Consider the following 24,170-nt stretch of genomic DNA (forward strand, 5'->3'; position numbering starts at 1 on the left):
GGAGAGATGCGTGAGGCGATTGCCGGGGATTTTATTGCTTACAGGGGCAACGCTGGTCGTGATTGTCGCGTTGCTCGTGAGCGGGCTACGCCTCGTATTACCGCATCTGGACAGCTGGCGTCCGCAGCTGCTGGCTAAAATCGAATCCACTACTGGCGTGCCGGTGAACGTAAGCCAGCTAAGCGCTAACTGGCAGAATTTTGGCCCGACGCTCGATGTCCGGGATATCAACGCCAGCCTCAAAGATGGCGGCCACCTGAAAATCAAACGCGTGACCCTGGCCCTGGACGTCTGGCAAAGCCTGCTGCATCTGCGCTGGCAGTTTCGCGATCTCACCTTTTATCAACTCCAGTTCCTGACCAATACGCCGCTGTCTGGCGGCGATAGCGGTCAGGGTCTTGAAGCCAACCGCTTCAGCGATCTTTTCCTCCGCCAGTTCGATCACTTCGATCTGCGCGACAGCGAAGTGAGCTTCATTACCCTTTCCGGCCAGCGCGCCGAACTGGCGATCCCTCAGCTGACCTGGCTCAACGGTAAAGAACGTCACCGCGCCGAGGGGCAGGTCAATCTCTCAAGCCTGAACGGCCAGCACGGCGTGATGCAGGTGCGCATGGATCTGCGGGACGATGACGGCCTGTTAAACAACGGCAAAGTCTGGCTGCAGGCCGACGATGTTGACGTGAAGCCATGGCTGGGCGACTGGATCCAGCAAAATATGCAGCTGGAGACTGCCCGTTTCAGCCTTGAAGGCTGGCTGACCCTGACCAAAGGCGAATTTGCCAGCGGCGATATCTGGCTCAAGCAGGGGGGCGCCAGCTGGAAAGGCGAAAAACAGCAGCATCAGCTTTCCGTCGATAACCTCACCGCGCACGTGACGCAGGAGAAAGAGGGCTGGCAGTTTGCCATTCCGGATACGCGCATCACCATGGACGGCAAGCCGTGGCCGCGCGGTGCGCTGACGCTGGCCTGGATGCCGGAGCAGGACGTCGGCGGCGCGGCCAGTAAACGCAGCGACGAACTGCGCATCCGCGCCAGCAACCTCGATTTGGCTGCCATTGAAGGGCTGCGATCGATGGCGGCTAAGCTCTCTCCTGACCTGGGCGAGATCTGGCTGGCTACGCAGCCGAGCGGGAAAATAGACGCTCTGGCGCTGGATATCCCGCTTCAGGCGACGGAAAAAACCCGCTTCCAGGCAACGTGGAAAGATCTTGCCTGGAAGCAGTGGAAGCTGCTGCCGGGGGCGGAGCACTTTAGCGGCAAGCTGGAAGGCAGCGTGGAAAACGGCAGGCTGACGGTTGATATGCACGACGCCAAAATGCCTTACGAGACGGTCTTCCGCGCGCCGCTGGAAATCGAGCAGGGCAGCGCGGTGCTTAACTGGCTCCGTAACGATAAGGGTTTCCAGCTCGATGGCCGCCATATCGACGTGAAAGCGAAAGCGGTGCACGCGCGCGGCGATTTCCGCTATCTGCAGCCTGTAGGTGACGAGCCATGGCTGGGGATTCTGGCCGGGATCAGTACCGATGATGGCTCCCAGGCCTGGCGCTACTTCCCGGAAAACCTGATGGGAAAAGCCCTGGTAGACTATCTCAGCGGCGCGATTCAGGGCGGTCAGGCGGATAATGCCACGCTGGTCTACGGCGGTAATCCCCATCTGTTCCCGTACAAACACAATGAAGGTCAGTTCCAGGTTCTGGTCCCGCTGCATGACGCGACCTTTGCGTTCCAGCCCGGCTGGCCTGCGCTGAAAAACCTGGATATCGAACTCAACTTCCTCAATGACGGACTCTGGATGAAGTCCGACAGCGTGGCGCTGGGCGGCGTGACGGCCAGCAACCTGACGGCCAACATCCCGGATTACTCCAAAGAGAAGCTGCTGATTGATGCCGACATCAACGGCCCGGGCAAAGCGGTAGGGCCGTACTTTGAGGAGACGCCGCTGAAAGAGTCGCTGGCGGCGACGCTTCAGCAGCTGCAGCTTGATGGCGATGTGAATGCTCGCTTACATCTTGATATCCCGCTGGACGGAGAGATGACCACCGCTAAAGGCGACGTCCGCCTGAAGAACAACAGCCTGTTCATCAAACCCCTTGAGAGCACCCTGAAAAATCTCAGCGGGCAGTTCAGCTTTGAGAACGGTAACCTGAAGAGCGAGCCGCTTACGGCCAACTGGTTTAATCAGCCCGTTAATATCGACTTCACGACCACCGAGGCTGAAAAGGCTTATCAGGTGGCCGTCAATCTGGACGGTAACTGGCAGCCCGCGCGCATGGACGTCCTGCCGAAGCCCATTGAGGCGTCAGTGCAGGGCGCGGTTGCCTGGCAGGGTAAAGTGGCAATTGACCTGCCTTATCACGCGGGCGCCCGGTACAAGGTCGACATCACGGGCGATCTGAAAAATCTTCAGAGCCAGCTGCCTGCGCCGCTGGATAAACAGGCCGGACAGCCGCTGCCGGTAAAGCTGAACGTCGATGGCAACCTGAACAGCTTCGCGCTGACCGGAAGCGCGGGCGGGACAAACCACTTCAACAGCCGCTGGCTGCTTAACCGCAAGCTCACCCTCGACAAAGCCATCTGGACAACGGATAGCCGCTCCACGCCGCCGCTGCCGGAGCAGGCTGGCATTGAGCTGAATCTCCCGCCGATGGACGGTGCTGAGTGGCTGGCGCTGTTCCAGAAAGGCGTCGGGCAGAACGTTGATGAAGCTGCCCAGTTCCCACAAACCATTACCGTACGCACGCCGTCGCTGATGCTGGGCGGACAGCAGTGGAACAACCTGAGTCTTGTTTCACAGCCTGGCGCTAACGGTACGAAGGTGGAGGCCCAGGGAAGGGAGATCAACGGCACGCTGACCATGCGCAATCACTCGCCGTGGCAGGCGGCGATCCGCTACCTCTATTACAACCCGGCAAGCGCCGCGAGCGGGAAAGACAAAACGGCAGCGGCGTCGCCGTTGAGTAATGTCTCCCGCGTCGATTTTAGCGGCTGGCCCGATCTCCAACTGCGCTGTGCGGAGTGCTGGCTGTGGGGGCAGAAATATGGCCGTATCGACGGTGATTTCACTATTCAGGCCAACACGCTTACGCTCTCCGGCGGCCTGGTTGATACCGGTTTTGGCCGCATGACGGCCGCAGGGGAATGGGTGAATAACCCGGGTGAGCAGCGAACGTCCCTGAAGGGCGACATTAAAGGCAACAAGCTGGATGCGGCAGCCAATTTCTTTGGTATCAGCACGCCGCTGCGCGGCTCGTCGTTTGACGTCGATTACGATCTTCACTGGCGTGACGCCCCGTGGAAGCCGGATGAAGCCTCGCTGAACGGCATTCTGAAAACCCACTTCGGTAAAGGTGAGATCGCCGACGTGAGCACGGGGCGCGCCGGGCAGATCCTGCGCCTGCTGAGTTTTGATGCGCTGCTGCGCAAGCTGCGCTTCGATTTCAGCGATACCTTCAGCGAAGGTTTCTACTACGATTCCATCCGCAGCACGGCGTGGATCAAGGACGGCGTTCTGCATACGGACGACACGCTGGTGGATGGCCTGGAAGCGGATATCGCCATGAAAGGCTCCGTTAACCTCGTGCGTCGCGAGCTGGATATGGAAGCCGTGGTGGCGCCGGAAATTTCCGCGAGCGTGGGCGTGGCGGCGGCCTTTGTGGTGAACCCGATTGTCGGTGCGGCGGTGTTTGCCGCCAGCAAAGTGCTGGGTCCGCTGTGGAGCAAGGTCTCCATTCTGCGCTACCGCATTACCGGTCCGGTAGATAAACCGCAGATTAACGAGGTGCTGCGCCAGCCGCGCAAAGATGCACAGCAATGATTTGACGTGGGCAGGTAATTGCCTCACTCTCAATAAATACGATCTTTATACCGCCACGGGCGGCAACGAACGAGTAGCAATACGATGAGTCTGAACCTGGTAAGTGAACATTTGCTCGCAGCGAACGGCCTGAGCCATCAGGACCTGTTTTCCATTCTTGGTCAACTGACCGAACGCCGTCTCGACTACGGCGACCTTTATTTCCAGTCGAGCTATCACGAATCCTGGGTTTTAGAAGACAGCATCATCAAAGATGGCTCCTACAACATTGACCAGGGCGTCGGCGTCCGTGCCGTCAGCGGCGAGAAAACCGGTTTCGCCTATGCCGATCAGATTAGCCTCACCGCACTTGAACAGAGCGCGCAGGCCGCACGTACTATTGTGCGTGATACCGGCGATGGTCGCGTGAAAACTTTGGGAGAAGTGCAGCACTCTGCGCTCTATACCAGCATCGATCCGCTGCAGAGCATGAGTCGTGAAGAGAAGCTGGATATCCTGCGTCGCGTAGACAAAGTCGCCCGCGCGGCGGACAAACGCGTGCAGGAAGTCTCTGCCAGCTTGAGCGGTGTCTATGAACTGATTCTGGTGGCGGCAACGGATGGCACTCTGGCAGCGGATGTTCGTCCGCTGGTGCGTCTGTCAATCAGCGTGCAGGTCGATGACGACGGCAAACGCGAGCGCGGCTCAAGCGGCGGCGGCGGTCGTTTCGGCTATGACTGGTTCCTGGGCGACGTTGACGGTGAAGCACGCGCCGACGCATGGGCGAAAGAAGCCGTGCGCATGGCGCTGGTGAATCTGAATGCCGTCGCGGCGCCGGCGGGCTCATTCCCGGTGGTGCTGGGCGCTGGCTGGCCGGGCGTGCTGTTGCACGAGGCGGTAGGCCATGGCCTGGAAGGCGACTTTAATCGTCGCGGGACGTCCGTATTCAGCGGTCAGATCGGGCAGCTTGTCTCCTCTGAACTGTGCACCGTTGTGGATGACGGCACCATGCGCGATCGTCGCGGCTCGGTGGCTATCGACGACGAAGGTACGCCAGGCCAGTACAACGTGCTGATCGAAAACGGCGTGCTGAAAGGCTACATGCAGGACAAACTCAACGCGCGTCTGATGGGCGTTGCGCCGACGGGTAATGGCCGTCGTGAATCCTACGCGCACCTGCCGATGCCGCGCATGACCAATACGTACATGCTGCCGGGCAAATCCACGCCGCAGGAGATTATCGAATCCGTTGATTACGGTATCTTTGCGCCAAACTTTGGCGGCGGCCAGGTGGACATTACCTCCGGTAAGTTTGTTTTCTCCACGTCAGAAGCGTATCTGATCGAGAAAGGCAAAGTGACCAAAGCGGTGAAGGGTGCAACGCTGATTGGCTCCGGTATTGAAGCCATGCAGCAGATCTCTATGGTCGGTAACGATCTGAAGCTGGATAACGGCGTAGGCGTCTGCGGTAAAGAGGGCCAGAGCCTGCCGGTTGGTGTAGGCCAGCCAACGCTGAAGGTAGACAACCTGACGGTGGGCGGCACGGCCTGACCTGACCCAGCTTAAAAAAATGGCGCTACTGATGTAGCGCCTTTTTTTAGCGTAAGTTACTCAGCGGTATCTCCGGATCCGGCTCGTGAGTGATGCGATTACGCAAATCACGACGAATGATTTCAATCGACCAGAACCAGATCAGATGGCCCACGATCTCTGACACGTGTTCATACCACGGCAGCTCAAACAGCGGTGGCGTCAGCCCCATCAGAGGGAAGGAGATCATATGAACAAAAAGCTGAGCTAACGCACCCGCCAGCAAACCCTGCCAGAGTTTAATTTTCGGAAAGACTTCCGCAACTACACAATAACCTACAGCGAACACGATTGAGAAAATAATATGTGTTACGCCGACCCAGTTAAATATATGTCCGGCAAATGTATAAACCGCCGCGTTAGGATCGACGACGCCCAGCCAGTCGCGTAAAAATACATAGGGAGGGTTTAAGAAGTTTCGTGAGCAGTCAATCTGGCTGGCGGCTCTTATTAATTGCTCGGGCCCGCATGCGCCGGTGAATAAATCGGTGGGACTGCGTGGCGGAAGTGGCACCTCGGCTCCCCATTTGACAAAGGCGGAGACAATCCCTGCAATTAAACCGATGAACGCAGCAAGCCCATAGCGCCTGCGTGAAGGCGGTGTTTGTTCAAATAGATTCATTTGTTTTCCTTGTTTAACATCATCCTGCGGAATTCATTTTATTATTCATATCAGCAACAAATTAATAACAGTCTGAAAGGCTGACTGTTATTAAGGTAAAGGGCAGACGGCGGCAGTGTCAATTCTCTATTCCTGATAGTGACGAAGGAATATTCCAGAATGCAGAGGAGTTTCATCCTGGAAATATTCATCGCTCATATACTTTCAGCGTTAAATCGATTATTCCTTCCTTCTCCCCCGCATCCCCTGAAACAGCTCCGCCACGTCCACAAAATATTCGGTCAGATAGTTAATACACACCTGTACCTTGAGCGGGAGTTTGTCTTTTTCGGTATACAGGGCGTACACCGGACGCGGATCGGACTGGTAGCGCGGGAAGAGGATCTCCAGCACGCCGCTGTTGATCTCGTTGATCACCCACATTAACGGCACGTAGGCGATCCCGGCGCCGGCCACCAGCCAGCGTGAAATGGTCATCGGATCGTTGGTGACAAACCGCCCTTCCGGCAGCAGTTTGGTGGAGATCCCTTCCGGAGCGATCAGCTCAAATTCATTATCGGGCCGCACGCTATACTCCAGCCACGAGTGGTTGGCGAGATCGGCGGGTTTCTCCGGAACCCCGTACTGCGCCAGATAGCTTTTCGAGGCGCAGACCACCATCGGCATGCTGCCCAGCCGTCGCGAGAACAGGCTGGAATCCTGCAGTGCGCCGACGCGGATCACCACGTCCAGGCCGTCGGCAATCAGGTCCGGCGCCGGGATACCCGTCACCAGATTAACGGTAAGCCCGGGATATTCTTTCAGCATATCTGCCGTCATGGCAGCGAGAACATTTTGTGCCATAGTTGAAGAACACCCGATGCGCAGCGTACCGATGGGGGTGTTGTTAAAGGCATAGAGCTGTTCGTGAACATCCTGCACTTCAAGCAGCATGCGGCGACAGCCCTGATAGTAAATTTTACCCGCTTCCGTCAGCCCAATGCTGCGGGTACTGCGGTTGAGCAGCTTGACCTGAAGCTCATCTTCCAGTTTGGACACCGTCTGGCTGATGGATGAGACGCTCATCTGAAGCTGGCGGGCAGCGGCGGTAAACGAGCCCAGCTCAACCACTTTGGCGAAGACCGACATGCGTTTTAAACGTTCCATTGTTCACTCTGGCTTAAAAGTGATTTAGATCACATATTATAGATAACAGCATAACAGTTACGTTAATATATTATTAATTACATAACGGCTGCGCCATTCTCGCCCGGCGTTTCTTGCTCTCCTGCGGTGGCGTGCGCTAAAAAATTCTGAAGCCTGCACTCTCTCTTATCAAGGTCAACATGAGTCTGTTTCCCGTTATCGTGGTGTTCGGTTTGTCGTTCCCACCGATATTTTTCGAGCTTCTTTTATCACTGGCGATCTTCTGGCTGGTGCGCAAGGTGCTGGTCCCTACCGGGATCTACGATTTCGTCTGGCACCCTGCATTGTTCAATACCGCGCTGTATTGCTGCCTGTTTTACCTGATATCGCGCATGTTTGTCTGAGGTTGATGTGAAAACGCTAACAAGAAATATCTCCCGCACTGCCATCACCATGGCGCTGGTTATCCTCGCCTTCATCGCTATTTTCCGCGCCTGGGTTTATTACACCGAATCGCCGTGGACGCGTGATGCACGCTTCAGCGCCGATGTGGTGGCCATCGCCCCCGACGTAGCCGGTCTTATCACGGCGGTTAACGTCCACGATAACCAGCTGGTGAAAAAAGATCAGGTCCTGTTCACCATCGACCAGCCTCGTTACCAGAAAGCGCTGGAAGAGGCGGAAGCGGACGTGGCCTATTATCAGGCGCTCGCTGCGGAGAAACGCCGCGAGGCAGGCCGCCGTAATCAGCTGGGCGTTCAGGCAATGTCCCGCGAAGAGATTGACCAGTCCAACAACGTGCTGCAAACCGTGCTGCACCAGCTGGCGAAAGCGCAGGCAACGCGCGATCTGGCGAAGCTCGATCTCGAGCGCACCGTGATCCGCGCGCCGTCCGATGGCTGGGTCACCAACCTCAACGTCTATGCCGGGGAGTTCATTACCCGTGGCTCAACCGCCGTGGCGCTGGTTAAACAGAACTCCTTCTACGTGCTCGCCTATATGGAAGAGACCAAGCTGGAAGGCGTGCGTCCGGGTTACCGGGCGGAAATCACGCCGCTCGGCAGCAACCGCGTCTTTAAAGGCACCGTCGACAGCGTTGCCGCAGGGGTGACTAACTCCAGCAGTTCTAACGATGCCAAAGGGATGGCGACGGTCGATTCCAACCTGGAGTGGGTGCGTCTGGCCCAGCGCGTGCCGGTACGTATTCATCTGGATGAACAGCAGGGAAATCTGTGGCCTGCGGGTACCACGGCGACGGTGGTGATCACCGGTGAAAAGGACCGGGATGCCAGCCAGGACTCGTTCTTCCGTAAAATTGCCCACCGCCTGCGCGAGTTTGGTTAATCGCCATGGGTATCTTTTCCATCGCCAGCCAGCACATTCGCTTCGCCGTGAAGCTGGCGTGCGCCATCGTGCTGGCGCTGTTTGTTGGCTTCCACTTCCAGCTTGAAACCCCTCGCTGGGCAGTCCTGACGGCTGCGATTGTCGCGGCGGGTCCTGCCTTTGCCGCGGGCGGGGAACCCTATTCAGGCGCGATCCGCTATCGCGGGATGCTGCGTATTATCGGAACGTTTATCGGCTGTTTCGCGGCGCTGACCATTATTATTTTGATGATCCGCACCCCGCTGCTGATGCTGATGGTCTGCTGCATCTGGGCGGGTTTCTGCACCTGGATCTCGTCTCTGGTGAAAGTGGAGAACTCCTACGCCTGGGGGCTGGCGGGCTATACCGCGCTGATTATTATCATCACCATCCAGTCCGAGCCGCTGCTGGCCCCGCAGTTTGCGGTGGAGCGATGCAGCGAAATTGTGATTGGTATTGTCAGCGCGATCGTCGCTGACCTGCTTTTCTCCCCGCGCTCCATCAAGCAGGAAGTCGACCGTGAGCTTGACGCGCTGATCGTTGCCCAGTATCAGCTGATGCAGCTGTGTATTAAGCATGGCGACAGCGAAGAGGTGGATAAAGCCTGGAGCGGGCTGGTACGTCGTACGCAGGCGCTGGAAGGGATGCGCAGCAATCTTAATATGGAGTCCTCGCGCTGGGCCCGCGCGAATCGACGCCTGAAAGCCCTCAACACCGTCTCTCTGACGCTGATTACCCAGGCCTGTGAAACCTATCTGATTCAGAACACCCGGCCGGAAGTGGTCACCGATACGTTCCGCGAACTGTTTGCCGAGCCGGTGGAAACCGTACAGGACGTGCATAAGCAGCTTAAGCGCATGCGCCGGGTGATTGCCTGGACCGGGGAGCGCGACACGCCGGTGACCATCTACACCTGGGTCGGCGCCGCGACGCGCTATCTGCTGCTGAAGCGCGGCGTGATCGGTAACACCAAAATCAGCGCGGCGGAAGAAGAGGTGCTGCAGGGGGAAGTGGTGATCAAAGCGGAATCCGCCGAGCGCCATCACGCGATGGTTAACTTCTGGCGTACGACGCTTGCCTGCATGCTTGGCACGCTGTTCTGGCTGTGGACGGGCTGGACGTCCGGCAGCGGCGCGATGGTGATGATTGCCGTCGTGACCGCACTGGCGATGCGTCTGCCTAACCCGCGTATGGTCGCCATTGATTTCCTCTACGGTACCATTGCCGCGTTGCCGATAGGCGCGCTCTATTTCCTGGTCATCATCCCGTCGACGCAACAGAGCATGCTGCTGCTCTGTATTAGCCTGGCGGTAATGGCGTTCTTTATCGGCATTGAAGTGCAAAAGCGGCGTCTGGGATCGCTGGGGGCGCTGGCGAGTACGATTAACATCATCGTGCTCGATAACCCGATGACCTTCCATTTCAGCCAGTTCCTCGACAGTGCGTTAGGTCAGCTGGTGGGCTGTTTCCTGGCCATGATGGTGATACTGCTGGTGCGGGATAACTCGCAGGCAAGAACGGGCCGCGTGCTGCTGAACCAGTTTGTGTCGGCTGCCGTGTCGTCTTTAACAACCAATACCGCGCGCCGTAAAGAGAACCACCTGCCCGCGCTCTACCAGCAGCTGTTTTTACTGCTGAACAAGTTCCCGGGCGATATCGCGAAGTTCCGCCTGGCGTTAACCATGATCATTGCGCACCAGCGTTTGCGTAACGCGCCCGTGCCGATCAACGACGATCTGTCGGCATACCACCGCCAGCTGCGTCGTACCGCCGATCACGTGCTTTCTGCCAGCAGCGATGACAAACGGCGTCGCTACTTTACGCAGCTTCTTGAAGAGCTCGATACCTATCAGGAAAAGCTCAAGCACTGGGAGGCACCGCCTCAGGTGACCGAGCCGGTAGGACGGCTGGTGTTTATGCTGCATCGCTACCAGAATGCCCTCACGGATAACTGACTGAAGTAAAAAACCGACGCCAAAAGCGTCGGTTTTTTTGTGGCTATACTTATTCCAGCACGTTCTTACATTTCAGAAAGGGAGAACACATGACGACCCAGGCGCTTCAGGACCACATCCTTTTTCAGACCGGTTATCTGGTCAACGGAATCTGGAAAACGCTGGATACAACCTTTGATGTGCTGAATCCCGCGACCGGCGAGGTCATTGCTAAAGTCGCAAAAGCGGGTAAAGCGCAAACCGAAGACGCTATCGCAGCGGCTACCCAGGCCTTCCCGGCATGGCGTGCCAAAACCGCGAAAGAACGCTCGGCGATTCTCTATCGCTGGTACGAACTGATTATTGAGAATAAAAGCTGGCTCGCGCGGTTGATGACCACCGAACAGGGCAAGCCCCTGAAAGAGGCGGAGGGAGAAGTCGAGTACGCCGCCAGCTTTATCCAGTGGTTTGCCGAAGAGGCCAAACGGGCAAACGGTGAAATTATTCCGCCGATCAAACCCGGCTCACGCATTCTGGCGACCCGTGAGCCTATTGGTGTGGTTGCGGCGATTACGCCGTGGAACTTCCCGATGGCCATGCTCACCCGCAAGTTAGGCCCGGCGCTGGCGGCCGGATGCACCGGGGTCATTAAACCGGCCAACAACACGCCGCTCAGCGCGTTTGCGCTGCTTACGCTGGCGAAACAGGCCGGTGTGCCCGACGGCGTGCTCAACGCCGTGGCCGGGAATACGCATGAAATCAGCGATGCGATCATGGCAAGCCGCGACGTGCGTAAAATCTCCTTTACCGGCTCAACCTCCGTCGGCAAAACGCTGGTGCGTAACGCTGCCGAAACCATGAAAAAAGTCTCGATGGAGCTGGGGGGAAATGCCCCGTATATCGTTTTTGAGGATGCGGACATCGACGCAGCGGTTAAGGGCGCGATCGCCAACAAGTTCCGCAATGCCGGGCAGGTCTGCGTCAGCGTGAACCGTTTTTATATTCAGGAAACCGTCTACGACAAATTTGTGAATAAACTCGCCGATGCGGTGAATGCGCTGAAGGTGGGTAATGGTCTTGAAGACGGGGTCGTGGTCGGGCCGCTGATTGAACCTTCTGCGGTCAACAAGGTGCGTGAGCATGTCGACGATGCCGTTGCCCGGGGCGCAACCATCCTGGCAGGGGGTAAGCCTCATCCGCTTGGCGGGAATTTCTGGATGCCAACCGTACTGGGCGACTGCCATGAGGGCATGAAGCTGGCAGAGGAAGAGACCTTTGGCCCGGTGGCGGCGTGCTTCCGGTTCACCTCGGAAGATGAAGTCATCCAGCGCGCCAACAACACGCCCTATGGGCTGGCGGCTTACTTCTACACCCAGAATCTCTCACGGGTCTTCCGCGTTTCACAGGCCATCGAAAGCGGGATGATCGGCATCAACGAGTGCGCCGTCTCCACGGAGCTCGGCCCCTTTGGCGGCGTAAAAGAGTCAGGCCTTGGACGAGAGGGCTCCGTGCTGGGGCTGGAAGAGTATCTGGAAGTTAAAACCCTGCATATTGGGGGATTATAATAGACAGGGCGGCATCTGCCGCTCGCCTGGACTGGGTGGCTGGCAATGAAAACCTATACGTTTGATTTTGACGAGATCGACAGTCAGGAAGACTTCTACCGTGAATTTATCCGGGTGTTTGATCTTGAACGGGAAAGCGTGACGAATCTGGATACGCTGTGGGACGTGGTCACCGGCAGCCTGTTGCCGCTACCGCTGGAAATTGAGTTCATCCATTTGCCCGATAAGCTGCGAAGACGTTTTGGCGCGCTGATATTGCTGTTCGATGAAGCGGAAGAAGAGCTTGAAGGGCAGCTGCGCTTTAACGCGCGGCATTGAGTGAAAAAAAGCCCCTGACCATGAGGCCAGGGGCAAGTCGTATGATGAGATACGACGAGGGTTTATTTATACAGCTCTGCCGTTGCATGCCAGTGGTCACCCTGATTCAGTTCGGTGACGCGATAGCTGCTGGCGCCTGCTTTTTCAGCTTTGGCGGCAAGTTCGTGACGAATATCCATCGGTGAACCGGTGACAGACGTTACGGAGACGCTGCCCATACGCTGTAGATTTTGTGCCTGGTCGGCATTTACCTGCTGTACGGCTGCGCTCGCGCCGAAAGAGAGAACGGATGCCAGACCGAGGGTTGCGATGATCAATTTGGTTTTCATAGTCTTTACTCCTGAATAGGGTTTTTACTCAACGGCGAGAAGGGTTGAACCGCTATTTTTATGCCTGGTGCCGTTGAGTGGAGATTTACGTTTTCAGCTATTACTAAAACTTATTTGTACAGCTCAGCGGTGGCGTGCCAGTGGTCACCAGAACGCGCTTCGATGATGCGATAGGATGACGCACCCTGTTCTTCCGCTTTTTTGTTCAGCATCTCATGCATGTCCATTGGCGATGTGCCGACCGCGCCGACAGAAACCGTACCGATGGCCTGGCGGGATTGCGCCTGGTCAGCATTGATAGAGTCTGCTGCGAAAGCACCGAATGACAGGACGGACAGGACGCTGAGCGCCGCTACAGTTGATTTGATTTTCATGATTTTTACCTCGTCGAATTTTTTAGTGGGGTCTTGTTTCGTGACCCTCATCACAAAATCAAGTATACACTAATAACGGTAAAAATTAATATCAGACTAATGGTTTCCATTGTTATTACGTGTTAACTAGTCTGTTTTTTATAACCAAATTGCATAATGTTGGGCGTTTTTTGTTCATTATGGATGACTATCTCTAATTAAATCATCTGGATACCAGCTTTTGATTTTTTGTGCGATTTTTTGATTTAGCATTCACCAGATGAATGTTAACGGGTGGTAAAAAGCACTATTTGTCAAAGTGAAGGGCAGTAGAAAAGAGGGGAGAACGCAGCGGAAGCAGAACGATCCCCGCAGCGGCGCTACGGGGAGAGGGGATTAGAGTTCCTGTTCGAACAGTACCAGAATGGCTTCGTGGAGATCTTTCACGGAGAAACCGCTAGCCGGTGTGGTAAAGATAGTGTCATCGCCGGCGATAGTCCCGAGAATACCTTCCGTTTTACCCAGCGAGTCCAGCATGCGGGCAATCAGCTGCGCGGCACCCGGGCTTGTGTGGATCACCACGACGGCGTCGTTATGATCGATATCCAGAACCAGGTTTTTGAGCGGGCTGGAGGTGGTCGGCACGCCAAGTTCTGCCGGCAGGCAATAGACCATCTCCATCTTGGCGTTACGCGTACGCACCGCGCCAAATTTCGTTAACATGCGGGAGACTTTCGACTGATTGATGTTATCGAAGCCTTGTTCCTGCAGCGCCTGAACAATTTCTCCCTGAGAACTGAATTTCTCTTCTTTGAGTAGCGCCTTAAACGCCTTTACTAATTCTTCTTGCTTAGACGAGCTTCGCATAAGTCACCCGGAATATGACGATAGAAACAACATTATTATGCATGTGGATGAATTTTTATGCAAATTATCTACTCAGCGCCAGGCTGAAATAATGTTATGAAAGGGAGTGATTTTATCAGATTTCGTTATCAGAAAACATGCCTGGGTCACGCCGCGCAAATAAGCTTAAAAGTAAATTAAATGTTATCAAAATGATGTTGTTTTGGTGGCGGGGCAGGGTGTATTGTAACCACCTCTTAATGCGTTGCCCTCTGTCGTCAGATAGTTTTCTGGTGAGAGATAAAGTCGCGTGACCTCAAATTCTTTAGCTACGAAAATTGTAATTATTTACTTGCTGAATTATGGTCGCCGCAACGGATTTACAGATACTTAAGTTAACCATAATAAGGAGTTTAGGATGAAAGTCGCAGTCCTCGGCGCTGCTGGTGGTATCGGCCAGGCGCTTGCCCTACTACTGAAAACCCAACTGCCTTCAGGCTCAGAACTCTCCCTGTACGATATTGCTCCGGTAACCCCAGGCGTGGCGGTTGACCTGAGCCACATCCCAACTGCTGTAAAAATCAAAGGCTTCTCCGGTGAAGATGCACGTCCTGCGCTGCAGGGGGCCGACGTGGTGCTGATTTCTGCAGGCGTGGCGCGTAAGCCAGGCATGGATCGTTCAGACCTGTTCAACGTCAACGCGGGCATCGTGAAAAACCTGGTGCAGCAGATTGCAGAAATCTGCCCGAAAGCATGCATCGGTATCATCACTAACCCGGTGAACACCACCGTGGCTATCGCGGCAGAAGTGCTGAAGAAAGCGGGTGTTTACGACAAAAACAAACTGTTCGGCGTAACCACGCTGGATATCATCCGTTCCAACACCTTTGTTGCTGAGCTGAAAGGCAAACAGCCAACAGAAGTGGAAGTACCGGTCATCGGCGGTCACTCTGGCGTCACCATCCTGCCTCTGCTGTCGCAGATCCCAGGCGTGAGCTTCACCGAGCAGGAAGTGGCTGACCTGACCAAACGCATCCAGAACGCGGGCACCGAAGTGGTGGAAGCGAAGGCGGGTGGCGGTTCTGCAACCCTGTCTATGGGCCAGGCGGCTGCACGTTTCGGTCTGTCACTGGTTCGCGCTCTGCAGGGCGAGAAAGGCGTTGTTGAATGCGCTTACGTTGAAGGCGATGGCGAACACGCTCGCTTCTTCTCTCAGCCGCTGCTGCTGGGTAAAAACGGTATCGAAGAGCGTAAATCTATTGGTACGCTGAGCGCGTTTGAACAACACGCGATGGAAGGCATGCTGGATACGCTGAAGAAAGATATCACCCTGGGCGAAGAGTTCGTTAACAAGTAATACGAACCGTCTCCCGGAAAAAAAAACGGAGCTTATCGCTCCGTTTTTTTATGCCTGTCAGTTAGTGGCCGGGTATTCCTGAATCGTCACGTGCAGCGTCAGTTTCTTATCGTTGCGCATGACCTCAACCGGGATGATAGAACCCGGGCGAATTTCTGCCACCTGATCCATCGTCTCCAGCGCAGAGACCGCTGGCGTGCCGTTGACCGACACAATGACATCGTTTACCTGAATCCCCGCGTTAGCCGCCGGACCACCCGGTGCCACCTCGTTAACCACGATGCCCTGAATCTGATCGATACCGCCGCCCTGGGTATGCATCGGCGCAATTTCGCGCCCGCCGATACCGATATAGCCGCGGATCACGCGTCCGTCGCGGATCAGCTTATCCATAATTTTGGTCGCCAGCTGGAACGGAATGGCAAAGCCGATCCCTTCCGGCGTCTCACCGTCGTTACTCTTATCGAACGAGAGGGTATTGATACCCATCAGCTCGCCCAGCGAGTTGACCAGCGCCCCGCCGGAGTTACCGTGGTTGATGGAGGCATCGGTTTGCAGGAAGTTCTGCCGCCCGGAGGGGTTCAAACCAATACGACCGGTCGCGCTGATAATCCCCTGGGTGATGGTCTGACCCAGGTTGTAAGGGTTACCGATAGCCAGTACGACGTCACCAATATGCGGGGTACGTTTACGGTTGATCGGGATGACCGGCAAACCGCCCGTGGCGTTAATCTTCAGGACGGCCAGGTCGGTCAGGCTGTCAGAGCCAACGAGTAACGCCTCAAACACGCGGCCATCCTGCAGAGCGACGATGATCTGGTCGGCATCGTTAATGACGTGCTTGTTGGTAATAATGTAGCCGCGCTCGTCCATGATCACGCCGGAGCCGAGGGTACGGATCTCCAGCTGATTATGGGCTGAGGTATTCAGGCCGCGGTTATAGACGTTAACCACGGCAGGTGCGGCACGGCGAACGGCCTGGTTATAGGTGGCCGGTGTTTCATCCGTGCTATCGAACTGGGGAGCCGACAGTTTATTGAACTGACGTAAAGACGGCAGCGCCAGCAGCAGCAGGCCAGCGACAATCAAACCGATGACAGTAGAACGTAAGAGCTTTAAAAGCATGATGCGCGTGTCGTTAAAAAAGGAACGATTTGCAGCATAACATGAGTTATCCGGACATCACACGCAGCGGTGATGTCCGGGTCGCAAATGCTTAGCGCAACAGAATATAGATGGACTCATTGCCACGCATGACCTGCAGGGCAATAACCGCCGGTTTAGTTTCCAGCACCTTGCGCAGTTCGGCAATAGACTGCACGCGGTTGCGGTTTACACCGATAATCACGTCATCCTGATGCAATCCGGCCTGTGCGGCAGGGCTGCTCTTCTCGACGGTGTCGATGCTAATGCCTTTCGTACCGTCCTTCAGCTGCCCGTCGCTCAACGTCGCCCCCTGCAGCGCCGGGGCGATAAGCTCCGCACTGGCCGAGGATGAGGTGCTCTTATCCAGCGTCACTTCAACGTCAAGCGGCTTGCCGTCACGTATCAGGCCCAGCTTCACTTTGGCGCCAGGTTCCGTTGTGGCAATCCGTGAACGCAGTTCTGCAAAGCTGCTAAGCGGTTTGTCGTTCAGACTGACGATCACATCGCCCGATTTGATACCTGCTTTTGCCGAGCCGGAATTAGGCAGCACTTCACTGACAAATGCCCCGCGCTGTACGTTGATGTTAAACGCTTTAGCGATATCCGCGCTCATCTCCATACCTTTAATACCCAGCAGCCCGCGTTTGATTTCACCGAACTGGATCAGCTGCTGCGCCAGGGTTTTGGCCATATTGCTGGGGATAGCAAAACCGATCCCGATGCTGCCGCCGCCCGGGGCCAGAATCGCCGTGTTAATCCCAATCAGCTCACCGTTAAGGTTGAGCAATGCCCCGCCGGAGTTACCACGGTTGATGGAGGCATCGGTCTGGATAAAGTTTTCCAGCCCTTCCAGATTGAGGCCGCTGCGCCCGAGCGCCGAGACGATCCCGGAGGTGGCGGTCTGCCCTAAGCCAAAGGGGTTGCCCACGGCGACGGCAAAGTCGCCGACGCGCAGTTTGTCGGAATCCGCGATGGCAATCTGGGTCAGGTTGCTCGGGTTTTGCACCTGCAGCAGCGCGATGTCGCTCTGGTCATCGCCGCCGATCAGTTTGGCATCAAATTCACGGCCATCGTTCAGCTGGACGCTGATCTTATCGGCGTGGCTGATGACGTGGTTGTTGGTCAGGATATAGCCTTTTGCTGCATCAATAATGACGCCAGAACCCAGGCCTTCAAAAGGCTGAGCCTGCTGGTCGGGAGACTCATCGCCAAAATATTTTTTCAGTTCTTCAGGGACGCGTTGGCTTTGTACTGCGGTGCCCTCAACCTGAACGCTGACGACTGCAGGCAACACTTTTTCCAGCATGGGCGCGAGGCTTGGAATGGCCGCCTGGCCAGGCACCTGGGAGGGAAGGGCGGCAAATACAGGGACGGACGCCGAGAGAGATAACCCGACACTTAACGCGATAGCGCTCAACAGCTGGTTTTTTTTCTTCATCGATGTTGACTCTCGTAACCTGGAATAAAGGAAAAACGGCCCTAAAAACACGTTGATGTTATTGAATTTTAAACCGCTGAACAATGAGGTGTTTAACTAAATGATAGCTGGGGTCATCAGGAAAGGACGGGCGCAATCGCTGCGCCCGTAAAATAAATTCTGGTTGTGCGATTAATCGCGTTTTACACCGCCGCGCAGCAGGCCGGACGCGCCATCGGAATAGTCGCGAGGCATCTGAACGGGCGCCTGATCGTTACCGGCTTCAGAGTCTGCCAGACGGTTGCGGAACGGGTTGGTTTCCGCGGTCATTTCCGGCAGCAGGCTGCTGGAGCTTTTTGCCATATGTTGATACAGCTGACGATAGTCGGTCGCCATGTTGTCCAGCAGCTCGGCGCTACGGGCAAAATGGCTGACCAGCTCTTCACGATACTCTTCCAGTTCAGCTTTGTTCTTTTCCAGTTCGTACTGCAGTGACTGCTGCTGACGCAATTTGCGATTACCGAAACGCATGGCCACAGCACCGATGACGATGCCGACGACTAAACCGATTAGCGCATATTCCCAGGTCATGAACTTCTCCCGTTGTCTTGTTGTTCCGTAGGGTGTTGGCTCGGCTCCTGCCTGTGCCTGATAATGCCACTATAACCGCTATTTCTGCAGAAGTGGAATCCTGACGTATCATCGCGTAGTGTAGAACGGCCTTTTTTTCATCAGTCACGTCTGCTGGTGAGCGTTAATTGAAGGAATAACAATAAGATTATGCAAAACCTGTCCCCTGCATCGCGATATCAACAGGCCCTTAACGAGGGCACTCATCAGCCTGACGACGTTCAACGTGAGGCGGTAAACCGTCTGGAGATGATTTATCAGGAGCTCACGGCAAAACCCGCTGAAGTCGAACAGAACGGCGGGCTAAAGGCGGCGTTTGGGCGGTTGCTCGGTAAAAAATCGCCACAGGCTCACGCGCCGTTGCGCGGTCTATATATGTGGGGCGGGGTCGGTCGTGGAAAAACCTGGCTGATGGACCTGTTTTATCTGAGCCTGCCTGGAGCACGTAAACAGCGTCTGCACTTCCATCGTTTTATGCTGCGGGTGCATGAAGAACTGACCGCACTGCAGGGCAAAAGCGATCCGCTGGAGATTGTGGCCGACCGGTTCAAGGCGGAAACGGACGTACTCTGCTTCGATGAGTTTTTTGTGTCTGACATCACCGATGCCATGCTGTTAGGCGGCCTGATGAAAGCGCTATTTGCCCGCGGGATCACGCTGGTGGCCACGTCGAATATCCCGCCGGACGAGCTGTACCGCAACGGCCTGCAGCGGGCACGCTTCCTGCCCGCCATCGATGCCATCAAGCAGCACTGCGACATCATGAACGTCGATGCCGGTGTCGATTATCGTCTGCGCACGCTGACCCAGGCGCACCTGTGGCTTTCGCCGTTAAATGCAGAGACCACCCGCGAGATGGATACACTCTGGCTGGCGCTGGCGGGGGCAAAACGCGAGCACGCCCCGGAACTCGAGATTAACCATCGACCGCTGCCCACACTCGGCGTCGAAAACCAAACGCTGGCGGTCTCCTTTACGACGCTCTGCGTGGATGCCCGCAGCCAGCACGACTATATTGCGCTTTCGCGTCTGTTCCACACCGTGATGGTGCTGGGCGTACCGGTGATGACGCGGCTGATGGAGAGCGAAGCACGGCGCTTTATTGCGCTGGTGGACGAGTTTTATGAGCGCCACGTCAAGCTGGTGGTCAGCGCCGAGGTACCTTTATATGAGATTTACCAGGGCGAGCGGCTGAAGTTTGAGTTCCAGCGCTGCCTGTCGCGCCTGCAGGAGATGCAGAGTGAGGAATACCTGAAGCTGGAGCATATGCCATAAATGCCACCCTCTCCCTGTGGGAGAGGGGCTGGGGGTGAGGGCACCAGACCGCACAATACTCACCCCCGAAAAACCCATTCCAAATCACATTTAAGGGTCGATCTTTGACCTCAACTTCTCTATAATCTTGCGACCCCACGTTACGAGAAGGTTTTTTTCCCGAAACTTTCTATGTGTCGGCATGTGCTATTCGAAGGGGTAGGTTTGCCGGACTTTGTCGTGTGAACCTCAACTGACTAAACGTTTGGGTGTTCACCAACGTGTAACTTATTATTTGGGTAAGCTTTTAATGAAAACTTTTACAGCTAAACCAGAAACCGTACAGCGCGACTGGTATGTTGTTGACGCGACCGGTAAAACTCTGGGCCGTCTGGCTACTGAACTGGCTCGTCGCCTGCGCGGTAAGCATAAAGCGGAATACACTCCGCACGTTGATACCGGTGATTACATCATCGTTCTGAACGCTGATAAAGTTGCTGTAACCGGCAACAAGCGTACTGACAAAGTGTACTATCACCACACCGGCCACATCGGTGGTATCAAAGAAGCGACCTTTGAAGAGATGATTGCCCGCCGTCCTGAGCGTGTGATTGAAATCGCGGTTAAAGGCATGCTGCCAAAAGGCCCGCTGGGTCGTGCTATGTTCCGTAAACTGAAAGTTTACGCAGGCAACGAGCACAACCACGCGGCACAGCAACCGCAAGTTCTTGACATCTAATCGGGATTATAGGCAATGGCTGAAAATCAATACTACGGCACTGGTCGCCGCAAAAGTTCCGCAGCTCGCGTTTTCATCAAACCGGGCAGTGGTAAAATCGTAATCAACCAGCGTTCTCTGGAACAATACTTCGGTCGCGAAACTGCCCGCATGGTAGTTCGCCAGCCGCTGGAACTGGTTGACATGGTAGAAAAACTGGATCTGTACATCACCGTTAAAGGTGGTGGTATCTCCGGTCAGGCAGGTGCGATCCGTCACGGTATCACCCGCGCTCTGATGGAGTACGACGAATCCCTGCGTTCTGAACTGCGTAAAGCTGGCTTCGTTACTCGTGACGCGCGTCAGGTTGAACGTAAGAAAGTGGGTCTGCGTAAAGCACGTCGTCGTCCACAGTTCTCCAAACGTTAATCCATTCTGCTTACGCAGAACGATTGGCGAAAAACCCGCTTCGGCGGGTTTTTTTATGGATAATGCGCAGGTTATCCACAATATCCATGCATATATCTTCTCTTTTTCCACATTTCCAGAATCCCCTCACCACAAAGCCATCAAAATCTGGTAAACTATCATCCAATTTTCTGCCCAAATATCGGTGAATACTCGCTTTTTGTTCGTTTCTTGAACAATGTGTTTTCTCTGGGATGGGCGATACAACATCTGGCTGGCCCCTGTTGGGCTGGTAGCAGTAAAAATTCTGAATATACCTGGAGGTTTTCATGGCTGTCGCTGCCAACAAACGTTCGGTAATGACGCTGTTTTCTGGTCCTACTGACATTTATAGCCATCAGGTTCGTATCGTGCTGGCCGAGAAGGGTGTCAGTTTTGAGATCGAGCATGTGGAAAAGGATAACCCGCCTCAGGATCTGATCGATCTCAACCCGAGCCAAAGCGTACCGACGCTGGTGGATCGCGAGCTGACCCTGTGGGAATCCCGTATCATTATGGAATATCTGGATGAGCGTTTCCCGCATCCGCCACTGATGCCTGTGTACCCTGTAGCGCGTGGTGAAAGCCGCCTGTACATGCAGCGTATCGAAAAAGACTGGTACTCGCTGATGAACGTGATTACCAGCGGTTCTGCTTCTGAAGCTGACGCTGCACGTAAACAACTGCGTGAAGAGCTGCTGGCGATCGCTCCTGTGTTTGGTCAGAAACCATTCTTCCTGAGCGATGAGTTCAGCCTGGTGGATTGCTACCTGGCACCGCTGCTGTGGCGTCTGCCAACCCTGGGCGTAGAATTCAGCGGTCCTGGCGCAAAAGAGCTGAAAGGCTATATGACTCGCGTCTTTGAGCGCGACTCTTTCCTGGCATCTTTAACTGAACCGGAACGTGAAATGCGTCTCGGCCGAGGCTAATGACTGTGGAAATGTCACAACTTACTCCACGCCGTCCTTATCTGCTGCGCGCCTTCTATGAATGGCTGCTGGATAACCAGCTCACGCCGCACCTGGTTGTGGATGTGACGTTGCCGGGCGTGCTGGTTCCAATGGAATACGCGCGTGACGGACAAATCGTACTGAATATTGCGCCGCGTGCGGTGGGTAACCTGGAGCTGGCAAACGATGAAGTGCGCTTCAACGCGCGTTTCGGCGGCGTGCCGCGTCAGGTTTCCGTGCCGCTGGCAGCCGTGCTGGCTATCTACGCGCGTGAAAACGGTGCGGGTACCATGTTCGAGCCGGAAGCGGCGTATGATGAAGATGTTACCAGCCTGAATGATGACAACGCATCCGACGAGCGCGAAAGCGACACGGTGATGTCACTTATCGATGGCGATAAACCCGATCATCACGACGACAATGATCCTGATGACGATCCGCCTCCGCGCGGTGGTCGTCCGGCTCTTCGCGTCGTGAAATAATCAAACAGGCCCAATCGGGCCTGTTTTGCTTTCTGCCCCTTTTCGCCCCCTCTAATTTCCTGTGTTATGATAAATTGTTTTACTTCTATGGCACCGGACTGCAATGAAACCAACTGATCTTAAAGCTGAAAACTCTGATGAAACTATTGGCCGCAGCCTGCGACGTCGTCCTCTGGCGCGCAAAAAGCTGTCCGATATGGTGGAAGAAGAGCTCGAGCAGATGATCCGCCGCAAAGAGTTTGCTCAGGGAGAACAACTTCCCTCCGAACGTGAGCTGATGGAGTTCTTCAACGTGGGTCGCCCTTCGGTGCGGGAGGCGCTGGCGGCGCTAAAGCGTAAAGGACTGGTGCAGATCAACAACGGTGAACGTGCCCGTGTCTCCATGCCTTCTGCCGATACCATCATCAACGAGCTTTCAGGCATGGCGAAAGATTTCCTGACCCAGCCCGGCGGCATTGCCCATTTTGAACAGCTACGTCTGTTCTTTGAATCCAGCCTTGTCCGTTTTGCCGCTGAATTTGCCACTGACGAGCAAATCGCTCGGCTGACACAAGCGCTGGAGATCAACAGCCAGTCTCTGGATGATAACGCCCTGTTTATCCGGTCCGACGTCGATTTTCACCGCGTGCTGGCGGAAATTCCAGGCAATCCGATCTTTAATGCGATCCACGTTGCGCTGCTCGACTGGCTGATCGCCGCGCGTCCTAAAGTGCCGGATGCCGAGCTGTATAAGCATAATGAAGTCAGCTATCACCAGCATATTGCGATCGTCGATGCGATCCGCCGCCGGGATCCGGATGAGGCCGATCGCGCGCTCCAGACCCATCTCAATAGCGTTTCTGCCACCTGGCACGCTTTCGGCCAACATTCAAAAGCCAAAAAATAACGATCCTTTAGTGAAGCAGATCGCAATATAAGCGTTCTGTATTCCACTGCTGCTTAATTGATCTGGTATAACAGGTATAAAGGTATGTCTTTATAACAAACACACGATCGATTGAGGTAACTATGGCAACGCAATTACGCGGCGTAATGGCCGCACTCCTGACCCCGTTTACTCAACAACAAATGCTGGATACAGAGAGCCTGCGCCGTCTGGTGCAGTTCAATATTGAGCAGGGCATCGACGGGCTTTATGTGGGTGGTTCAACAGGAGAGGCTTTTGTACAAAGCCTTTCCGAACGTGAGCAAGTCATGGAGATCGTGGCGGAAGAGGCGAAGGGGAAAATTACGCTCATTGCCCATGTTGGCTGCGTCAGCACAGCAGAGAGCCAGCGGCTGGCCACCGCCGCTGCCCGCTTTGGGTTTGACGCCGTGTCTGCTGTCACCCCGTTTTACTATCCGTTCAGCTTTGAAGAACACTGTGACCACTATCGTGCAATTATTGACTCCGCTGAGGGGTTACCGATGGTGGTTTACAACATTCCGGCCCTCAGCGGCGTGAAGCTGACGCTTGAGCAGATCAACACCCTGGTCACGCTGCCGGGCGTCGGCGCGCTGAAGCAAACCTCTGGCGATCTCTTCCAGATGGAACAGATCCGCCGTGCGCATCCGGAACTTGTGCTCTACAACGGCTACGACGAGATCTTCGCCTCCGGTCTGCTTGCAGGCGCTGACGGAGGGATCGGCAGTACGTACAACATCATGGGCTGGCGCTACCAGGCAATCGCTAAAGCGGTTCGGGAAGGGGATAACGCCACCGCGCAGAGTCTGCAAAGCGAGTGCAATAAGGTTATCGACCTGCTGATCAAAGCCGGCGTCTTCCGTGGTCTGAAAACGGTGCTGCACTACATGGACGTGGTTTCCGTACCGCTGTGCCGCAAGCCGTTTTCCCCTGTGGACGAAAAATTTGTGCCAGCGTTAAAAGCCCTGGCAGAACAGCTGATGGCGGAAAAACGCTAACGCATTACGCAGGCCGGATAAGGCGCAGCC

General features: G+C 55.3%; 24 protein-coding genes. 15 read left to right on the top strand and 9 right to left on the bottom strand.

Annotation, left to right across the window (positions count from 1 at the left end; all coding sequences use genetic code 11):
* Positions 1 to 10: 10 nt before the first annotated feature.
* Together yhdP and tldD are read left to right on the top strand one after the other, a co-directional pair.
* Entirely contained in the window at positions 11 to 3,814 is a 3,804-nt protein-coding gene (gene yhdP / locus ACOTZB_RS22160) for an AsmA2 domain-containing protein YhdP (RefSeq protein ID WP_421628522.1), read from the top strand.
* An 84-nt stretch (positions 3,815 to 3,898) separates the two neighbouring features.
* A complete protein-coding gene (gene tldD, locus ACOTZB_RS22165; RefSeq protein WP_029740073.1) occupies positions 3,899 to 5,344 on the top strand; it encodes a metalloprotease TldD in 1,446 nt (481 codons plus the stop codon).
* Between the two features lie 46 nt (positions 5,345 to 5,390).
* On the opposite strand, the gene ACOTZB_RS22170 is transcribed toward tldD, so the two are convergent.
* Together ACOTZB_RS22170 and aaeR are read right to left on the bottom strand one after the other, a co-directional pair.
* Entirely contained in the window at positions 5,391 to 6,005 is a 615-nt protein-coding gene (locus ACOTZB_RS22170) for a YagU family protein (protein WP_193805554.1), read from the bottom strand.
* Between the two features lie 219 nt (positions 6,006 to 6,224).
* The gene (aaeR, locus tag ACOTZB_RS22175) at positions 6,225 to 7,151 is read right to left on the bottom strand and encodes an HTH-type transcriptional activator AaeR (protein ID WP_126329180.1); all 927 of its coding nucleotides are present in this window, start codon (positions 7,149 to 7,151) and stop codon (positions 6,225 to 6,227) included.
* 179 nt (positions 7,152 to 7,330) lie between these two features.
* On the opposite strand from aaeR, the gene aaeX reads away from it, so the two are divergent.
* The 5 genes from aaeX (at position 7,331) to ACOTZB_RS22200 (ending at position 12,309) form a co-directional block, all read left to right on the top strand.
* On the top strand, positions 7,331 to 7,534 hold the full coding sequence (gene aaeX, locus ACOTZB_RS22180) for a p-hydroxybenzoic acid efflux pump operon protein AaeX (protein WP_003860416.1): 204 nt from the start codon (positions 7,331 to 7,333) through the stop codon (positions 7,532 to 7,534).
* Between the two features lie 7 nt (positions 7,535 to 7,541).
* Positions 7,542 to 8,474, top strand: coding sequence for a p-hydroxybenzoic acid efflux pump subunit AaeA (gene aaeA, locus ACOTZB_RS22185; protein WP_047650974.1), 933 nt, complete (start codon positions 7,542 to 7,544; stop codon positions 8,472 to 8,474).
* 5 nt (positions 8,475 to 8,479) lie between these two features.
* Complete coding sequence (gene aaeB, locus ACOTZB_RS22190; protein WP_047650955.1) at positions 8,480 to 10,447, top strand: p-hydroxybenzoic acid efflux pump subunit AaeB; 1,968 nt, start codon at positions 8,480 to 8,482, stop codon at positions 10,445 to 10,447.
* Positions 10,448 to 10,536: 89 nt separating this feature from the next.
* Complete coding sequence (locus tag ACOTZB_RS22195) at positions 10,537 to 11,991, top strand: NAD-dependent succinate-semialdehyde dehydrogenase (RefSeq protein WP_421628523.1); 1,455 nt, start codon at positions 10,537 to 10,539, stop codon at positions 11,989 to 11,991.
* A gap of 45 nt (positions 11,992 to 12,036) precedes the next feature.
* Complete coding sequence (locus ACOTZB_RS22200) at positions 12,037 to 12,309, top strand: barstar family protein (RefSeq protein WP_008502839.1); 273 nt, start codon at positions 12,037 to 12,039, stop codon at positions 12,307 to 12,309.
* Positions 12,310 to 12,371: 62 nt separating this feature from the next.
* On the opposite strand, the gene yhcN (ACOTZB_RS22205) is transcribed toward ACOTZB_RS22200, so the two are convergent.
* The 3 genes from yhcN (ACOTZB_RS22205) to argR form a co-directional block, all read right to left on the bottom strand.
* A complete protein-coding gene (gene yhcN, locus ACOTZB_RS22205) occupies positions 12,372 to 12,638 on the bottom strand; it encodes a peroxide/acid stress response protein YhcN (RefSeq protein ID WP_032659672.1) in 267 nt (88 codons plus the stop codon).
* 110 nt (positions 12,639 to 12,748) lie between these two features.
* On the bottom strand, positions 12,749 to 13,012 hold the full coding sequence (gene yhcN, locus ACOTZB_RS22210) for a peroxide/acid stress response protein YhcN (protein WP_023309389.1): 264 nt from the start codon (positions 13,010 to 13,012) through the stop codon (positions 12,749 to 12,751).
* A 375-nt stretch (positions 13,013 to 13,387) separates the two neighbouring features.
* A complete protein-coding gene (argR, locus tag ACOTZB_RS22215; protein WP_023309388.1) occupies positions 13,388 to 13,858 on the bottom strand; it encodes a transcriptional regulator ArgR in 471 nt (156 codons plus the stop codon).
* Positions 13,859 to 14,255: 397 nt separating this feature from the next.
* Here argR and mdh point away from each other — a divergent pair, with 397 nt between their 5' ends.
* On the top strand, positions 14,256 to 15,194 hold the full coding sequence (gene mdh, locus ACOTZB_RS22220) for a malate dehydrogenase (protein WP_023309387.1): 939 nt from the start codon (positions 14,256 to 14,258) through the stop codon (positions 15,192 to 15,194).
* A gap of 57 nt (positions 15,195 to 15,251) precedes the next feature.
* Here the strand turns inward: mdh and degS are convergent, their stop codons facing one another.
* The 3 genes from degS to zapG form a co-directional block, all read right to left on the bottom strand.
* Complete coding sequence (gene degS, locus ACOTZB_RS22225; protein ID WP_023309386.1) at positions 15,252 to 16,319, bottom strand: outer membrane-stress sensor serine endopeptidase DegS; 1,068 nt, start codon at positions 16,317 to 16,319, stop codon at positions 15,252 to 15,254.
* Between the two features lie 91 nt (positions 16,320 to 16,410).
* A complete protein-coding gene (gene degQ / locus ACOTZB_RS22230; RefSeq protein WP_421628524.1) occupies positions 16,411 to 17,778 on the bottom strand; it encodes a serine endoprotease DegQ in 1,368 nt (455 codons plus the stop codon).
* Positions 17,779 to 17,949: 171 nt separating this feature from the next.
* Positions 17,950 to 18,348, bottom strand: coding sequence for a Z-ring associated protein ZapG (zapG, locus tag ACOTZB_RS22235; protein ID WP_008502832.1), 399 nt, complete (start codon positions 18,346 to 18,348; stop codon positions 17,950 to 17,952).
* Positions 18,349 to 18,537: 189 nt separating this feature from the next.
* Here zapG and zapE point away from each other — a divergent pair, with 189 nt between their 5' ends.
* The 3 genes from zapE to rpsI all read left to right on the top strand — a co-directional run bounded on the left by zapE (position 18,538) and on the right by rpsI (position 20,788).
* Entirely contained in the window at positions 18,538 to 19,662 is a 1,125-nt protein-coding gene (gene zapE, locus ACOTZB_RS22240; RefSeq protein WP_193805557.1) for a cell division protein ZapE, read from the top strand.
* Positions 19,663 to 19,951: 289 nt separating this feature from the next.
* Positions 19,952 to 20,380 (top strand): 50S ribosomal protein L13, encoded by a 429-nt coding sequence (rplM, locus tag ACOTZB_RS22245; protein WP_006178824.1) that lies wholly within the window; start codon positions 19,952 to 19,954, stop codon positions 20,378 to 20,380.
* Positions 20,381 to 20,395: 15 nt separating this feature from the next.
* Complete coding sequence (rpsI, locus tag ACOTZB_RS22250) at positions 20,396 to 20,788, top strand: 30S ribosomal protein S9 (RefSeq protein ID WP_003860436.1); 393 nt, start codon at positions 20,396 to 20,398, stop codon at positions 20,786 to 20,788.
* A gap of 10 nt (positions 20,789 to 20,798) precedes the next feature.
* Here rpsI and ACOTZB_RS22255 read toward each other — a convergent pair whose 3' ends face one another.
* The gene (locus tag ACOTZB_RS22255) at positions 20,799 to 21,098 is read right to left on the bottom strand and encodes a hypothetical protein (protein WP_214577016.1); all 300 of its coding nucleotides are present in this window, start codon (positions 21,096 to 21,098) and stop codon (positions 20,799 to 20,801) included.
* Here ACOTZB_RS22255 and sspA point away from each other — a divergent pair.
* From sspA to nanA, 4 genes are all read left to right on the top strand, one after another.
* Positions 21,097 to 21,735, top strand: a complete 639-nt coding sequence (gene sspA / locus ACOTZB_RS22260) for a stringent starvation protein SspA (protein ID WP_014885418.1) — start codon at positions 21,097 to 21,099, stop codon at positions 21,733 to 21,735. The two genes, ACOTZB_RS22255 and sspA, sit on opposite strands and share 2 nt — an antisense overlap.
* A 5-nt stretch (positions 21,736 to 21,740) precedes the next feature.
* Positions 21,741 to 22,238, top strand: a complete 498-nt coding sequence (gene sspB / locus ACOTZB_RS22265) for a ClpXP protease specificity-enhancing factor (protein WP_047650973.1) — start codon at positions 21,741 to 21,743, stop codon at positions 22,236 to 22,238.
* Between the two features lie 103 nt (positions 22,239 to 22,341).
* The gene (nanR, locus tag ACOTZB_RS22270) at positions 22,342 to 23,124 is read left to right on the top strand and encodes a transcriptional regulator NanR (RefSeq protein WP_023309382.1); all 783 of its coding nucleotides are present in this window, start codon (positions 22,342 to 22,344) and stop codon (positions 23,122 to 23,124) included.
* A 122-nt stretch (positions 23,125 to 23,246) separates the two neighbouring features.
* The gene (gene nanA / locus ACOTZB_RS22275; RefSeq protein WP_421628525.1) at positions 23,247 to 24,140 is read left to right on the top strand and encodes an N-acetylneuraminate lyase; all 894 of its coding nucleotides are present in this window, start codon (positions 23,247 to 23,249) and stop codon (positions 24,138 to 24,140) included.
* Positions 24,141 to 24,170: the final 30 nt, after the last annotated feature.

The organism is Enterobacter cloacae complex sp. SHL020 (assembly GCF_049236945.1).
Lineage (GTDB): Bacteria > Pseudomonadota > Gammaproteobacteria > Enterobacterales > Enterobacteriaceae > Enterobacter > Enterobacter dykesii.

What these genes read in the sequence shown, in the direction of transcription:
- yhcN (WP_032659672.1), bottom strand. Translation starts at nt 12,638, where the DNA reads ATGAAAACCAAATTGATCATCGCAACCCTCGGTCTGGCATCCGTTCTC.
- ACOTZB_RS22170 (WP_193805554.1), bottom strand. Translation starts at nt 6,005, where the DNA reads ATGAATCTATTTGAACAAACACCGCCTTCACGCAGGCGCTATGGGCTT.
- nanR (WP_023309382.1), top strand. Translation starts at nt 22,342, where the DNA reads ATGAAACCAACTGATCTTAAAGCTGAAAACTCTGATGAAACTATTGGC.
- mdh (WP_023309387.1), top strand. Translation starts at nt 14,256, where the DNA reads ATGAAAGTCGCAGTCCTCGGCGCTGCTGGTGGTATCGGCCAGGCGCTT.
- aaeB (WP_047650955.1), top strand. Translation starts at nt 8,480, where the DNA reads ATGGGTATCTTTTCCATCGCCAGCCAGCACATTCGCTTCGCCGTGAAG.
- ACOTZB_RS22195 (WP_421628523.1), top strand. Translation starts at nt 10,537, where the DNA reads ATGACGACCCAGGCGCTTCAGGACCACATCCTTTTTCAGACCGGTTAT.
- sspA (WP_014885418.1), top strand. Translation starts at nt 21,097, where the DNA reads ATGGCTGTCGCTGCCAACAAACGTTCGGTAATGACGCTGTTTTCTGGT.
- zapE (WP_193805557.1), top strand. Translation starts at nt 18,538, where the DNA reads ATGCAAAACCTGTCCCCTGCATCGCGATATCAACAGGCCCTTAACGAG.
- nanA (WP_421628525.1), top strand. Translation starts at nt 23,247, where the DNA reads ATGGCAACGCAATTACGCGGCGTAATGGCCGCACTCCTGACCCCGTTT.
- rpsI (WP_003860436.1), top strand. Translation starts at nt 20,396, where the DNA reads ATGGCTGAAAATCAATACTACGGCACTGGTCGCCGCAAAAGTTCCGCA.
- degQ (WP_421628524.1), bottom strand. Translation starts at nt 17,778, where the DNA reads ATGAAGAAAAAAAACCAGCTGTTGAGCGCTATCGCGTTAAGTGTCGGG.
- zapG (WP_008502832.1), bottom strand. Translation starts at nt 18,348, where the DNA reads ATGACCTGGGAATATGCGCTAATCGGTTTAGTCGTCGGCATCGTCATC.
- aaeX (WP_003860416.1), top strand. Translation starts at nt 7,331, where the DNA reads ATGAGTCTGTTTCCCGTTATCGTGGTGTTCGGTTTGTCGTTCCCACCG.
- degS (WP_023309386.1), bottom strand. Translation starts at nt 16,319, where the DNA reads ATGCTTTTAAAGCTCTTACGTTCTACTGTCATCGGTTTGATTGTCGCT.
- aaeR (WP_126329180.1), bottom strand. Translation starts at nt 7,151, where the DNA reads ATGGAACGTTTAAAACGCATGTCGGTCTTCGCCAAAGTGGTTGAGCTG.
- yhcN (WP_023309389.1), bottom strand. Translation starts at nt 13,012, where the DNA reads ATGAAAATCAAATCAACTGTAGCGGCGCTCAGCGTCCTGTCCGTCCTG.
- ACOTZB_RS22200 (WP_008502839.1), top strand. Translation starts at nt 12,037, where the DNA reads ATGAAAACCTATACGTTTGATTTTGACGAGATCGACAGTCAGGAAGAC.
- rplM (WP_006178824.1), top strand. Translation starts at nt 19,952, where the DNA reads ATGAAAACTTTTACAGCTAAACCAGAAACCGTACAGCGCGACTGGTAT.
- argR (WP_023309388.1), bottom strand. Translation starts at nt 13,858, where the DNA reads ATGCGAAGCTCGTCTAAGCAAGAAGAATTAGTAAAGGCGTTTAAGGCG.
- ACOTZB_RS22255 (WP_214577016.1), bottom strand. Translation starts at nt 21,098, where the DNA reads ATGAAAACCTCCAGGTATATTCAGAATTTTTACTGCTACCAGCCCAAC.
- tldD (WP_029740073.1), top strand. Translation starts at nt 3,899, where the DNA reads ATGAGTCTGAACCTGGTAAGTGAACATTTGCTCGCAGCGAACGGCCTG.